At 70.0% G+C, this 12,960-nt stretch carries 13 protein-coding genes and 1 riboswitch; of the genes, 8 read left to right on the forward strand and 5 right to left on the reverse strand.

Going from position 1 to position 12,960, the window contains the following annotated elements; translation table 11 throughout:
* Nucleotides 1–55 precede the first annotated feature (55 nt).
* A riboswitch (TPP riboswitch) is annotated at nucleotides 56–164 on the reverse strand.
* A 94-nt stretch (nucleotides 165–258) separates the two neighbouring features.
* Both aroC and AB6A65_RS09005 read left to right on the forward strand, forming a co-directional pair.
* On the forward strand, nucleotides 259–1,362 hold the full coding sequence (gene aroC, locus AB6A65_RS09000; protein WP_371038039.1) for a chorismate synthase: 1,104 nt from the start codon (nucleotides 259–261) through the stop codon (nucleotides 1,360–1,362).
* A 5-nt stretch (nucleotides 1,363–1,367) separates the two neighbouring features.
* The gene (locus AB6A65_RS09005) at nucleotides 1,368–2,312 is read left to right on the forward strand and encodes an AEC family transporter (protein WP_371038040.1); all 945 of its coding nucleotides are present in this window, start codon (nucleotides 1,368–1,370) and stop codon (nucleotides 2,310–2,312) included.
* Here the strand turns inward: AB6A65_RS09005 and AB6A65_RS09010 are convergent.
* The 3 genes from AB6A65_RS09010 to AB6A65_RS09020 all read right to left on the reverse strand — a co-directional run bounded on the left by AB6A65_RS09010 (nucleotide 2,309) and on the right by AB6A65_RS09020 (nucleotide 5,281).
* On the reverse strand, nucleotides 2,309–3,199 hold the full coding sequence (locus AB6A65_RS09010) for a DMT family transporter (protein WP_371038041.1): 891 nt from the start codon (nucleotides 3,197–3,199) through the stop codon (nucleotides 2,309–2,311). The two genes, AB6A65_RS09005 and AB6A65_RS09010, sit on opposite strands and share 4 nt — an antisense overlap.
* Nucleotides 3,200–3,374: 175 nt before the next feature.
* Entirely contained in the window at nucleotides 3,375–3,662 is a 288-nt protein-coding gene (locus AB6A65_RS09015) for an HU family DNA-binding protein (protein ID WP_371038042.1), read from the reverse strand.
* 140 nt (nucleotides 3,663–3,802) lie between these two features.
* Nucleotides 3,803–5,281: an AMP nucleosidase gene (locus AB6A65_RS09020; protein WP_371038043.1), complete on the reverse strand. Its 1,479-nt coding sequence runs from the start codon at nucleotides 5,279–5,281 to the stop codon at nucleotides 3,803–3,805.
* Between the two features lie 92 nt (nucleotides 5,282–5,373).
* On the opposite strand from AB6A65_RS09020, the gene AB6A65_RS09025 reads away from it, so the two are divergent.
* Nucleotides 5,374–5,817, forward strand: a complete 444-nt coding sequence (locus AB6A65_RS09025; RefSeq protein WP_371038044.1) for a VOC family protein — start codon at nucleotides 5,374–5,376, stop codon at nucleotides 5,815–5,817.
* Nucleotides 5,814–6,566: a class II aldolase and adducin N-terminal domain-containing protein gene (locus tag AB6A65_RS09030; RefSeq protein WP_371038045.1), complete on the forward strand. Its 753-nt coding sequence runs from the start codon at nucleotides 5,814–5,816 to the stop codon at nucleotides 6,564–6,566. The genes AB6A65_RS09025 and AB6A65_RS09030 overlap by 4 nt, the downstream gene beginning before the upstream one ends.
* A 7-nt stretch (nucleotides 6,567–6,573) precedes the next feature.
* On the opposite strand, the gene AB6A65_RS09035 is transcribed toward AB6A65_RS09030, so the two are convergent.
* Together AB6A65_RS09035 and AB6A65_RS09040 are read right to left on the reverse strand one after the other, a co-directional pair.
* A complete protein-coding gene (locus AB6A65_RS09035; protein ID WP_371038046.1) occupies nucleotides 6,574–7,506 on the reverse strand; it encodes a calcium/sodium antiporter in 933 nt (310 codons plus the stop codon).
* 129 nt (nucleotides 7,507–7,635) lie between these two features.
* Complete coding sequence (locus AB6A65_RS09040; protein ID WP_371038047.1) at nucleotides 7,636–8,274, reverse strand: class I SAM-dependent methyltransferase; 639 nt, start codon at nucleotides 8,272–8,274, stop codon at nucleotides 7,636–7,638.
* Nucleotides 8,275–8,397: 123 nt separating this feature from the next.
* Here AB6A65_RS09040 and AB6A65_RS09045 point away from each other — a divergent pair, with 123 nt between their 5' ends.
* The 4 genes from AB6A65_RS09045 to AB6A65_RS09060 all read left to right on the forward strand — a co-directional run bounded on the left by AB6A65_RS09045 (nucleotide 8,398) and on the right by AB6A65_RS09060 (nucleotide 12,960).
* On the forward strand, nucleotides 8,398–9,669 hold the full coding sequence (locus AB6A65_RS09045) for an MFS transporter (protein WP_371038048.1): 1,272 nt from the start codon (nucleotides 8,398–8,400) through the stop codon (nucleotides 9,667–9,669).
* 355 nt (nucleotides 9,670–10,024) lie between these two features.
* On the forward strand, nucleotides 10,025–10,597 hold the full coding sequence (rimP, locus tag AB6A65_RS09050) for a ribosome maturation factor RimP (RefSeq protein WP_371038049.1): 573 nt from the start codon (nucleotides 10,025–10,027) through the stop codon (nucleotides 10,595–10,597).
* Nucleotides 10,598–10,603: 6 nt separating this feature from the next.
* Complete coding sequence (gene nusA, locus AB6A65_RS09055; RefSeq protein ID WP_371038050.1) at nucleotides 10,604–12,316, forward strand: transcription termination factor NusA; 1,713 nt, start codon at nucleotides 10,604–10,606, stop codon at nucleotides 12,314–12,316.
* Nucleotides 12,317–12,339: 23 nt separating this feature from the next.
* A complete protein-coding gene (locus tag AB6A65_RS09060; protein WP_371038051.1) occupies nucleotides 12,340–12,960 on the forward strand; it encodes an RNA-binding protein in 621 nt (206 codons plus the stop codon).

A 12,960-nucleotide genomic window follows, 5' to 3' on the forward strand; every position in this document is an offset into this window, starting at 1 on the left:
TCTTGCTCCTTTCTTGCGACGGGCGGAGCAAGTCAGGGGAGGCGGGCGATCTGCCCCGTTGGTCCTGTCCCTTCCCTCCGCCGGTCCTAACCGGTTCAGGTTCAACGGGTTCGCCGTCCGGCATCTCAGGCCCGCGCGCGTGCGGGCCACCCCGAGGTGAGCGTGACGTTAGACCGCCGCCCTTGGCCCTTCAAGGCGAAACCGCTTGAGAGGAGGGGGTGCGCGGGCTAGACCGCCCAGTCAGGAGGACCATCTCGCATGAGCCTGAACAGCTTCGGCCACGTCTTTCGCGTGACCACCTGGGGCGAAAGCCACGGCCCCGCCCTCGGTGCCGTGGTGGACGGCTGCCCGCCCGGCGTCGCGCTCGACGAGGCCGCGCTCCAGCTCTGGCTCGACCGGCGCAAGCCGGGACAAAGCCGGTACGTGACCCAGCGGCGGGAGCCCGACGCGGTGGAGATCCTGTCGGGCGTCTTCGAGGGGCAGAGCACCGGCACCCCGATCCAGCTTCTGATCCGCAACGCCGACCAGCGCTCCAAGGACTATTCCGAGATCGCCAAGACCTTCCGCCCCGGCCATGCCGACATCGCCTACTGGCAGAAATACGGCATCCGCGACTATCGTGGCGGCGGGCGCTCCTCCGCGCGGGAGACGGCGGCGCGGGTCGCCGCCGGCGGCGTGGCGCGCGCCGCGCTGGCCGCGCTGGCGCCGGGCCTGGAAATCCGGGGCTACATGACCCGCATCGGCCCGCACGCCATCGACCGCGCGCGCTTCGACGCGGCGGTGATCGACGGGAACCCCTTCTGGTGCCCCGACCCGCAGGCCGCCGAGGACTGGGCTGCCTATCTCGACGCTCTGCGCAAGTCCGGCGACAGCGCGGGCGCCGTGATCGAGGTGGTCGCGTCGGGCGTGCCGCCCGGCCTCGGTGCACCGGTCTACGGCAAGCTCGACACCGATCTCGCCGCCGCGATGATGAGCATCAACGCCGTGAAGGGCGTGGAGATCGGCGAGGGCATGGCGGCGGCCGAACTGACCGGCAGCCAGAACGCCGACGAGATATTCATGGGCAATGACGGCGAGCCGGTCTATTCCTCCAACCACGCGGGCGGGGTGCTGGGCGGCATCTCCACCGGGCAGGAGGTCGTGGTGCGCTTCGCGGTGAAGCCCACCTCGTCGATCCTGACGCCGCGGCGCACCGTCACCCTCTCGGGCGAGGCGACCGAGATCGTCACCAAGGGCCGCCACGATCCCTGCGTCGGCATCCGCGCGGTGCCGGTGGGCGAGGCGATGATGGCCTGCGTCCTGCTCGATCACCTGCTTCTCGACCGTGCGCAGACCGGCGGCGCGCGGGGGCCGATTGGCTAGACCCCGTGCTCGACATCCTGGCGATCACCTTTCCCATCTTCGCGCTGGTGGGGCTCGGATACGGCTCGGTGCGCTTCGGGGCCTTCCGCCCCGAGGACATGCGCGTTCTGGGCCTTTTCGTGATGAACGTGGCGCTGCCCGCGCTGCTCTTTTCCGCGGTGGCGGGCCGCAAGCTCACCGAAAGCGTGAGCCCCAACTACATGGCGGTCTTTCTCGCGGGCGGGCTGGCCACCATCGCGCTGGCCTGGACCTGGCACACGCTGCGCGGCACAGGCCCGGCGCGCAAGGCCATCGCGGTGATGGGGTCGAGCTGTCCGAACTCGGGCTATGTGGGCTACCCGCTGATGCTGCTGCTGCTGCCGGAGGACGCGGGGCTCATCCTCGCGATGAACCTCGTGGTCGAGAATTTCGTGCTCATTCCCCTCACGCTGTTGTTGCTGGAAGGCTCGCGCCCCTCGCATGTCGGCAGCATCTGGCCGCGGCTGAAGGCCCTCATCTGGGGCGTGGTGCGGCGGCCCATGGTGCTGGGGCTGCTCGCAGGGCTCGCGGTGTCGCTGGCCGGGCTCTCGGTGCCCTCCGGCGTGGCGCGGCTGCTCGACCTTCTGGCGTCCTCCACCGGGGCGATCGCGCTTTTCGTGATAGGCGGCTCGCTCGTCGGGCTGCCGGTGCGCGGCAACCGGATGCTCGCCGCGGAAATCGTCGCCGGAAAGCTCCTGCTGCATCCGGCGATGACGGCGCTCGCGCTGGTGGTGCTGCCGCTCATCGGGTTCCACGTCGCCGACCCGGATCTCCGCCTCGCCGTCGTGCTGTCGGCGGCCATGCCGATGTTCGGGATCTACGCGCTCTTCGCCCAGGATTACGGCCACGAGGGCATCGCCTCGCTCGCGCTCCTCGGCGCCACGACGGGCGCCTTCTTCACGCTGACGGTTCTTCTGGCGATCCTCGGCTAGCCGCGCCGCGCCGCGGCCGGCACGCGCTGCTGGCGCGACAGTTGCACCGCCAGGATGCCGAAGGCGATCACGGTGACGCCCACGATATCGAGCGGACCGAGCGCCTCGCCCAGCAGAAGCGCCGCGATCGCCACGCCGAGAAACGGGTTGAGAAAGTGGAAGGTGGCCGCCTTCACCGCGCCCACGCGATCCACCAGCAGGAACCACACCAGCGTGGCGGCGAGGCCCGGGACGAGGATCGTGTAGGCGTAGGCCAGCCCCAGCCGCCACGACCAGTCGACCTCGATCGTCTCCAGCATGGCCGCGGGCACGGCCAGTGCCGCCGAGCCCACGAGCATCTGAAGCCCGACGACCATCAGGAAGTTGCCCCCCGACGAGGCGCCCCGCACCGAGAGCGTCGCCACGGTCAGCGCCCCCACCCCGACGACGCAAAGGGCCAGGCCGTAGGGATCGACCCCGCCCTGGAAGCGTGCGCCCATGATGAGCGTGACGCCCACGAAACCCGCCACGAGGCCGGCGAGGCCGAGCGGCCGGATCCGCTCGCCGAGGAAGACCCGCCCGGACAGCGCCACCAGAAGCGGCATGGTCGAGGCGATGATCGCGGCGAGCGAGGCCTCCACCGTCTGCATGGCGATCCAGTAAAGCCCCAGGTAGAGCGCGTTCTGGCAGACGCCGAAAACGACGGTGGCGCGCCACTGCGCCGGCGTCAGCCGCCAGGACTGCCCGAGATACCGGGCCACGGCGACGCCGATCAGACCCGAGATCAGGAACCGCAGCGAAAGCGACGAAAGCGGCGGCGCCGAGGCCACGATGATCCGCGCCGCACTGAAGGCCGAGGACCACATCACCGCGAAGGCCAGCCCCAGAACGATCGCGCGAATGTCCAAGCCGCCGGCCCCCTCCCATCGCGGGCGAAAGCATTCCGGAAGGAAGCCTCGCAAACCCCGCGCCATGCCCGCCCGGCCTGCCGTGGGACAGGCCGGTCCCACGCATGTGCCACGGGGGCGCGGCAAAGAAAAGGGCCGCCCACGGGCGGCCCCTGTCACCCGGACGAGGCGGGCGTCAGCCGTTCGCGCTGTCCTTGAGCGCCTTGGCGATGGTGACCTTCACCTGCTTGTCGGCGGGCTTCTTGAACTGCTCGCCGGTGGCGGGGTTGCGCACCATGCGCTCGGGACGTTCGCGCAGGTAGAACTTGCCGACACCGGGAAGCGTCACCGCGCCGCCATCCGCCACCTCGCGGGTGATCAGCCCGCATACCGCGTCGAGCGCGGCGCCGGCGGTTTTCTTGTCGCTGCCCATTTCCTCGGCCAGCGCGGCCACAAGCTGGGTCTTGGTCATCGGTTTGGCCATTTCCTGGTCTCCTTCCACTGCCCGCAATCTTGGGCCTCGCTTCGATCATATAACTTCATGTGGGCAACAAACACAACAAATGGTGGCCGCATACAAGCGGGTTTAATGGTATTACGGCAACGTTTCGCGCGTTTTCCCGCTCAAAGGAAGGCCGTTTCGTCGAAACTGCGCAGTTTCCGGCTGTGGATCCGCTCCAGCGGCATCGCCGCGATGAGTTCCATCGCCCGGATCCCGATGCGCAGATGCCGCGCCACCTGGGTCTTGTAGAAGTCCGAGGCCATGCCCGGCAGCTTGAGTTCGCCGTGAAGCGGCTTGTCCGAGACGCACAGAAGCGTGCCGTAGGGCACGCGGAACCGGTAGCCGTTGGCGGCGATGGTGGCGGATTCCATGTCGAGCGCGATGGCGCGGGACTGGCTCAGCCGCTGCACCGGCCCGGTGTGCTCGCGCAGTTCCCAGTTGCGGTTGTCGACGCTGGCCACGGTGCCCGTGCGCATGATCCGCTTGAGGTCGTAGCCGGCCATCTCGGTCTCGGTGGCGGCCGCCTCCTGAAGCGCGATCTGGATCTCGGCGAGTGCCGGGATCGGCACCCAGACCGGCAGATCGTCGTCGAGCACCCGGTCCTCGCGCAGGTAGGCGTGGGCGAGGACGAAATCGCCCAGCTTCTGGTTGGTACGCAGGCCGGCGCAATGGCCCACCATGATCCAGGCACGCGGCCGCAGCACCGCGATGTGATCCGTCGCCGTCTTCGCGTTGGACGGTCCGACGCCGATGTTGACGAGCGTGACGCCCTGCCCGTCGGGCCGCTTGAGGTGATAGGCGGGCATCTGCGGCAGTTTCGGCAAGAGCGGGATCTCAGCGTCGGGGCTGGTGATCTCGACGTCGCCGGTGGCGACGAAGCTGGTGTAGCCGCTGCCGCGATCGGCGAGCTTCGCCCGCGCCACCGCCTCGAACTCCTCGACGTAGAACTGGTAGTTGGTGAACAGGACGTGGTTCTGGAAATGCGCGGGATCCGTCGCGGTGTAGTGGCGCAGCCGCGCGAGCGAATAGTCCACGCGCTGCGCCGTGAACGGCGCGAGGGGCGCGGGTTGCGCGCCGCTCGCCCAGGCGAGGCCGTTGACGATGTCGTCGTTCGTCGTGAAGAGGTCCGGAACGTCGAAGACGTCGCGCAGCGTGAAGCTCGCCGCGCCTTCCTGGGGGACGCCCAGAAGGGATTGCTGCGCCACCGCGAAATGGATCGGGATCGGCGTGTCCGAGGGGCCGATCATCACCGGCACGCCGTGGTTCTCGACGATCAGACCGATCTGCTGCCGCAGGTAGTTCGCGAAGAGGTCGGGCCGCGTCACCGTGGCGGCATAGGTTCCGGGCTCGGCGACGTGGCCGAAGCTCAGGCGGCTGTCGACTTGGGCGAAGGTGGTCGTGGTCAGCCGGATCTCGGGATAGAAGGCGCGGTAGCGCACGCCCGGATCGCCATCGCGCATCGCCACCTCGAACCGCTCGTGAAGAAAGGCGCAGGCCCCCTCGTAAAGCGCTTTCAGGTGCTCCACCGCCGCATCGGGGTCGTGGAAATCCCGTGGCGCGGGCTGGTCCGGGCTGACGACGCGCGGCGGGGAACTGTGCATGAGGGATCCTGACTGATGGGACGGTCGGGGGAACAGGGGCCAAGTTGACACCTCCGCGGGGGGCGATCAAGCTCCGCTCCGGGAGGCGCGCGATGGATTTCGAGACGGTCAGCCCCGACGCGTTCGGCCGGTCGCTGCGCGGCCTCGGCCTCAACCTGCTCGTGCGCGACGTGGCCCGCAGCGCGGCGTTCCTGCGCCACGTGTTCGGGATCGCGACCCACCGCGAGAGCGCCGATTTCGCCATCGCGGCCTATGGCGCGCAGCTCTTCCAGCTCCATGCCGACGCGACCTACGGCAGCCATCCGCTGCCCGGCCTGCTGCCCGAGGCGGGCGCGCGGGGCGCGGGGCTCGAAATCCGTCTTTACGACACCGACCCCGACATTGCCGCCGCGCGCGCCGAAGCCGCGGGCGGCGTCGTGCTCCAGCCCGCCACCGACAAGCCGCACGGGCTGCGCGAGGCCTGCATCCTGGACCTGGACGGCTACGCCTGGGTCCCGTCGCGCCCCATCCACCCTGCCAAGGAGGACACGCCATGAACGCCCCCGCATCCCGACCGAACCTCGATCACTGGACCGAGCGCTGCGACCTCGCGGCGGCGCTGCGCTGGACCGCGCGGCTCGGCATGCACGAGGCGGTGGCCAACCACTTCTCGCTTTCCGTGAACGAGGACGGCACGCGGTTCCTGATCAACCCGCAGAAGCACTTCGCCCGGGTACGCGCCTCGGATCTCCTGCTCGTGGACGCGAACGATCCCGCGACGCTGGAGCGTCCGGGCGCGCCGGACCCCACCGCCTGGGGCCTGCACGGGGCGCTGCACCGGCGCGTGCCCCATGCGCGCTGTGCCATGCACGTCCACTCGATCCACGCCACCGTGCTCGCCTGCCTGGAGGATCCGCGCCTGCCGCCCATCGACCAGAACACCGCCGCCTTTTACGACCGGACGGTGATCGACACCGGCTATGGCGGGCTGGCCTTCGAGGCGGAGGGCGAGCGCTGCGCCGGGCTTTTCGACGACCCGAAGCGCAAGGTGATGATCATGGGCAACCACGGGGTCATGGTGATCGGGGACACGGTGGCCGAGACCTTCGACCGGCTCTACTACTTCGAACGGGCGGCCGAGACCTACATCCGCGCGCTGCAGACCGGCCAGCCGCTCAAGGTGCTGTCCGACGACGTCGCCGAGACGACCGCCCGCCAGATCGAGCAGTACGAAAGCGGCGGCGAGCTGCATCTCGCGGAGCTTCGGGCGATCCTCGACGAGGAAGGCGCCGACTACGCGTCCTGACCCGGCCTCAGACGAGGCCGAGCTGGAGCGCCAGCACGCCCGCGTAGGCGGCCAGAAAGGCCGCGCCCTCGCGGCGGTCGATACGCCACCCGGTCACCCCCGCCGCGGCGAGGGCGAGAGCCGCGGCGAGCATGACCCACACGTCGCGGCCCGCGATCTCGGGCGGCACGGGAAGCGGCGTCACCATCGCCGTGACGCCCGCGATGCCGAGGATGTTGAACAGGTTGCTCCCGAGGACATTGCCGAGCGCCAGCGCGCTCTGGCGCCGCAGCGCCGCGACGACGGAGGTGGCGAGCTCGGGGAGCGAGGTGCCGACCGCCACCAGCGTGAGGCCGATCACGGTCTCGGAAACGCCGAAGCCGCGGGCGAGCACGAGGGCCGACCGCACGAGGAACTCCGCGCCGATGACGACGCCCGCGATGCCGAGCGCGGCCAGCCCGAGCCCGCGCCAGAGCCTGCCCTGGGGCGTGTCTTCTTCCGTCGCCACATCCTCCCAGCCGGTGCGCTCGGAGCGCAGCGCGTTCAGCGTGTAAAGCGCGAGCGCCACCAGAAGCGCCGCGCCGGCGAGGCGCCCGACCGTGCCGTGGAGCGCGAGCGCCGCGAGGGCGAGGCTCGCGCCCACCACCGCGGCGCCGTCGCGCAGGAAGGCGCCCCGCGACGCGGCGACCGGCGCGATGACGGCCGCGAGGCCGAGGATCAGGAGCACGTTGGCGATGTTGCTTCCGACGACGTTGCCGAGCGCGAGCCCCGGCGCGCCCGCCGCTGCGGCCTGAAGGCTCGCCACCAGCTCGGGCGTCGAGGTGCCGAAGCCCACGAGCGTGAGGCCGATGACGAGCGGCGACACGCCGAGGCGCGTGGCGGCGAGCACGGCGCCGCGCACCAGCGCCTCGCCTCCCGCCAGAAGCAGGACAAGTCCCGATGCCAGAAGAAGCCATGTCATGGTCGCGTCTCCCGGGGGGCGGCACGGCGATGTCGCCGCCGGCGCGCAGCCCCCGAAGGCGTCCGGCAGCGCCTCACATCGTGTCGCGCGGTCCGCGTTCAAGACGGCCGTGCCGGCGGGGGCGAAAAATCAACCCGGGCGCTTGCGAAAGCTCAGCACGCGCGCCGTGTCGCCGGCGTGGGCGCCCGTGGCGCCGGGGCCATAGATCGGCTCCTCCACCGTGGCGAGATCCTCGATCGCGGGCGCGAGCGCCGCCATCTTCGCCGCGAAGCCGTCGCTCTCGAAGGCGCGCGCGTTGACCGAGATCACCAGCAGGGCGCCCGGCGCGGCCACGCGCAGGAGTTCGTCGAAGCCCGCGGGCCCGACATGGCCCAGCGTGAACGTCCCGGCGCTGACGACCCCGGCATAGGCGCCGTCCGCGATGGGAAGCCCGGCGAGGATGTCGCCCTCGACGAGGGCGCGGTAGACGCGCTTGCGCTCTGCCACCGCGAGCATCTCGGGCGAGAGGTCCACCGCGTCCACCGGTCCGATCCCGTGCGCGGCGAGGGCGACCCCGCCGAGCCCGGTTCCGGCGCCGGCGTCGAGGACAGGCCCCGTCCCGCCGGCCTCCGCGAAGAGCCGCGCCACCACCCCGGGCGGGCGGTAGTCGTTCGCCTCGGCGAAGGCGGCGTCGTAGGTGTCCGCCCAGTCGGCGTATAGCCGCCGGGCGTCCGCGGCCCCGGAGAGCGCATAGGCGTCGCCGAGGCCCGGTTGCTTGCTGTCCGACATGGCCACCATGAAAGCGCGCCGGGCGCGCGAATGCAATCGCGTTGACCGGCTCTCGCGAATCGGGTTGGCGTCATACGGTCAGACCGCCCGGCCGAACGGGGCCGCCCGTCGGAGGAGAGCGCGATGCTTCAGGTTCTGGGCGGCGTCTGGGCGCTACTGCTCGGCATCACGCTCATCATGATCGGCAACGGCATGCAGTCCACGCTGATCGGCGTGCGCGGCGGGCTGGAGGGCTTCTCGGCCTCCGCGCTCGCGGTCGTGACCTCGGGCTATTTCGCGGGCTTTCTCGCAGGCGCGCGGCTCGCGCCACGCCTGATCCGGAACGTGGGCCATGTCCGGGTGTTCGCCGCGCTCGGCTCCTTCATGTCCGCGGGGCTCATCGCCTTTCCGCTGCTGACGGAGCCCTGGGCCTGGACGCTTTTTCGCCTCGCGCTCGGCTTCTGCATGTCGGGCGTCTACGTCACCGCGGAAAGCTGGCTCAACAACGCCGCCACGAACGAGAACCGCGGCAAGCTGCTGTCGGCCTACATGCTGGCGCAGACGCTGGGCATGATCGCGGCCCAGGGGCTTCTGACGCGCGCGGACGCGGGCGGCGCCACGCTTTTCATCGCGGCCTCGATCCTCGTGTCGCTTTCCTTCGGGCCGATCCTCCTGTCGGCCACGCCGGTGCCCGCGGCCGAGATCACCAAGCCTATGAGCCTGCGGCGGCTTTACGAGGCCTCGCCCCTCGGAACGGTGGGCATCTTCCTGCTCGGCGGCGTTTTCGCGGCGCAGGCCGGGATGGGGGCGGTCTACGGGTCGCAGGCGGGCCTCACGGTGGATCAGGTGGCGCTTTTCGTCGCGATGCTTTTCGCGGGCAGCCTCGTGCTGCAATACCCGATCGGCTGGGTCTCGGACCGCATGGACAGGCGGCTTTTGATCCTTTCGCTCGCGGCGATCGGCGCGGCCTCCTGCCTGCTCGGCTACCTCTCGGACCTTGCGCTCTGGCCGCTCATGGCGGCGGCCTTCGTGATGGGCGGCATGGCCTCGCCGCTCTATTCGCTCTTCGTCGCCTACACGAACGACTACCTCGAGGTGGAGGACATGCCGGCCGCCTCCGGCAGGCTCGTCTTCGTCTACGGGCTGGGCGCGATCTCGGGGCCGCTGATCGCCGGGTGGGCGATGCAGGCGGCGGGGCCGCAGGCGTTCTGGCTGTTCCTGATCGCGCTCTTCGCCGCGATCTCCGCTTATGCCGGCTGGCGCATGACGCGCCGCCCGTCGCTGCCCGCCGGGGAGACCGGCGCCTATGTGGGCGTCATGCCGACATCGTCGCCCATGGCGCTGGAAGCGGCGCAGGAATGGTCCTACGAGCGTGCCGAGCAGGAGGAGGCGAAATCGGAAAGCGGCGCGCCCTGAGCGCGGGTCGCGCCGCCGTGGCGGACCGGCGTGCCGGAGGCCGGGCGCGGCGAAAGCCCCCCGGCACGAACGGGACCGAGGCGGCATGAGCAGGCCGCCGGTCGCAACGCCGGGCGCGGTGCGATGCCGGCCGGTCCAGAAACCCGGGCGACGTGACAGGGGGCGGTCGGGCAGCGCTTGCCGGGGCCGACCGGCGCCCCGGTCGTTCCGCGCGCGTCCGGCCGACGCGTCGGCCCTTGCATCCCCTGCCGGCCGCGCGTATATGCGGTGCCAACAGCGGCTCGTCGGGCATCGCACGGCGAACCACCGGGAAAGATCGACGGGCCGCGCGCCCGTTTTTTCGTTCCGGAGGCCCATGTCCACCCTCGTCGCCAAATCCCCCATCGACCGGCGTATCGCCGAGATCGTCCAGCCCGTGATCGAGGGGCTGGGATACGAACTCGTGCGCGTGCGCCTGATGGCGGGCAAGACGCAGACGCTGCAGATCATGGCCGAAAGGCCCGGGGGCGGCATCGAGGTGGACGACTGCGCGGCGATATCCAACGCGGTGAGCGCGGTGCTCGACGTGGAGGATCCGATCCTCGACGCCTACACGCTCGAGGTCTCGAGCCCCGGGATCGACCGGCCGCTCACGCGGCTGAAGGATTTCGCCGATTACGAGGGCTACGAGGCGAACCTCGAGACCGCCGAACTCATCGACGGGCGCCGCCGCTTCAAGGGCGTGCTCGCCGGCGTCGAGGGCGACGAAATACTGGTGAACCTGGACGAGGGCACGGTCGGCCTGCGCGTCGACTGGCTGTCCGACGCCAAGTTGGTGCTTACCGCCGAGTTGATCCGCGACATGCTGAAGGCGCGCAAGGCGCAGCCGGTGGACGCGGACGCGTATGACGAGATCCGGTCGGACATGTCCGACCCCGAAGAGGACTGAAGACAGATGGCGATTACTTCTGCGAACCAGCTCGAGCTCTTGCAGACCGCGGAAGCGGTAGCCCGCGAGAAGATGATCGATCCCCTGCTCGTGGTCGAGGCGATGGAAGAAAGCCTCTCGCGGGCGGCGAAGTCGCGCTACGGCTCCGAGATGGACATCCGCGTGAGGATCGACCGCAAGACCGGCCGCGCGGACTTCACCCGCGTGCGCACCGTGGTACCCGAGGAAGAACTCGAGAACTACCAGGCCGAGATGACCGCCGAGCAGGCGAAGCCCTATTTCGCCCCGGCGAAGCCCGGGCGCGACGAGTTCTGGATCCGCGAGGGCCAGCGCATCGACCCCGCCGAGGCCGGCGCGCCGCAGGTCGGCGACGAGTTCCACGAGGCCGTCCCGCCGGTGGAGATGGGCCGCATCGCCGCGCAGTCGGCGAAGCAGGTGATTCTCCAGAAGGTGCGGGAGGCCGAGCGCGACCGCCAGTACGAGGAATTCCAGGACCGCGTCGGCACGATCATCAACGGGATCGTCAAGCGCGAGGAATACGGCAACATCATCGTGGACGTGGGCCGCGGAGAGGCGATCCTGCGCCGCAACGAGAAGATCGGCCGGGAAAGCTACCGCAACGGCGACCGCATCCGCTGCTACATCAAGGACGTGCGCCGCGAGGCGCGGGGCCCGCAGATCTTCCTGTCGCGCACGGCGCCCGCGTTCATGGCCGAGCTCTTCAAGATGGAGGTGCCGGAGATCTACTACGGCATCATCGAGATCAAGGCCGTGGCCCGCGACCCCGGAAGCCGTGCCAAGATCGCCGTGATCTCCTACGATTCGTCGATCGCCCCCGTCGGCGCCTGCGTCGGCATGCGCGGCTCGCGCGTGCAGGCCGTGGTCAACGAGCTTCAGGGCGAGAAGATCGACATCATCCCGTGGAACGAGGATCAGGCGACCTTCCTCGTCAACGCGCTTCAGCCCGCCGAGGTCTCCAAGGTCGTGATCGACGAGGAGGCGCAGCGCATCGAGGTGGTGGTGCCCGACGAGCAGCTTTCGCTGGCGATCGGCCGGCGCGGTCAGAACGTCCGCCTGGCGAGCCAGCTGACCGGGCTCGACATCGACATCCTCACCGAGGAGGAGGAGAGCCGCCGCCGCCAGAAGGAGTTCGAGGAGCGCACCCAGCTCTTCATGGAGACGCTGGACCTTGACGAGTTCTTCGCGCAGCTCCTCGTCTCCGAGGGGTTCACCAACCTCGAGGAGGTCGCCTATGTCGAGCTCGACGAGCTTCTGGTGATCGATGGCGTCGACGAGGACACGGCGACCGAGCTTCAGACCAGGGCCCGCGAATACCTCGACGAGCAGGCGCGCCAGGCCCTCGAGCGCGCCCGCGCGCTCGGTGTGGAGGACAGCCTGATTGACTTCGAGGGCCTGACACCCCAAATGATCGAGGCGTTGGCGCAGGACGGCGTGAAGACGCTCGACGATTTCGCGACCTGCGCCGACTGGGAGCTTGCCGGCGGCTGGACGACGGTGAACGGCGAGCGCGTCAAGGACGACGGTGTCCTGGAGCCTTTCGACGTATCGCTCGAAGAGGCGCAGAACATGGTCATGACCGCACGGGTCATGCTGGGCTGGGTGGATCCCGAAGAGATGCTCGGCACCGCGTCCGAAGAGGGTGACGGCGAAGAGATCGTTTCCGACGAGGCCGCCGCCACCGACGAGGCGCGCCCCTGAGCCGGTCGCCGGAGATCCGCGAGATGCCGCGCGGCGGGCGTGAGAAGACGCGGGGCGACGGGCCCGAGCGCAAGTGCATCGCGACGGGCCAGGTGCTGCCGGCCGCCCGCATGGTGCGCTTCGTGGTGAGCCCCGACGGCGTGGTGGTGCCCGACATTCTGGGCAAGCTGCCCGGTCGGGGGATCTGGGTCGCGGCCGATCGCGCGGCGCTGGAGCGCGCGGCGTCCAAGGGGCTTTTCGCCCGGGCGGCCAAGGCCCCGGTGACGGTGCCGGAAGGGCTCGTCGACGAGGTGGAGCGCCAGCTCGCGCAGCGCGTGATCGGGCTCGTCAGCCTGGCCCGGAAATCCGGGGCGGCCGTGACGGGCTACGAAAAGGTGAAGGCCTGGCTGGCGAACGGCGAGGCCGAGGTCCTGATCCAGGCCAGCGACGGCTCGGAGCGGGGCAAGACGAAGCTGAGCACGCCGCATGACGGAAGCTGGCTCGGCTGGATGACGGCGTCCGAATTGGGTTTGGCCTTCGGACGTGAAACTGTGGTACATGGCGCGCTGGCGTCTGGCGGTCTGACGAAGCGTGTTGTAGAGGAGGCCGCAAGACTTAAAGGCTTGCGCGCCAGCGACGGTGGCACCGGCCACCGGAAAGGATAA

The sequence above is a fragment of the Rhodosalinus sp. FB01 genome (assembly GCF_041365715.1).
Taxonomy (GTDB): Bacteria; Pseudomonadota; Alphaproteobacteria; order Rhodobacterales; family Rhodobacteraceae; genus Rhodosalinus.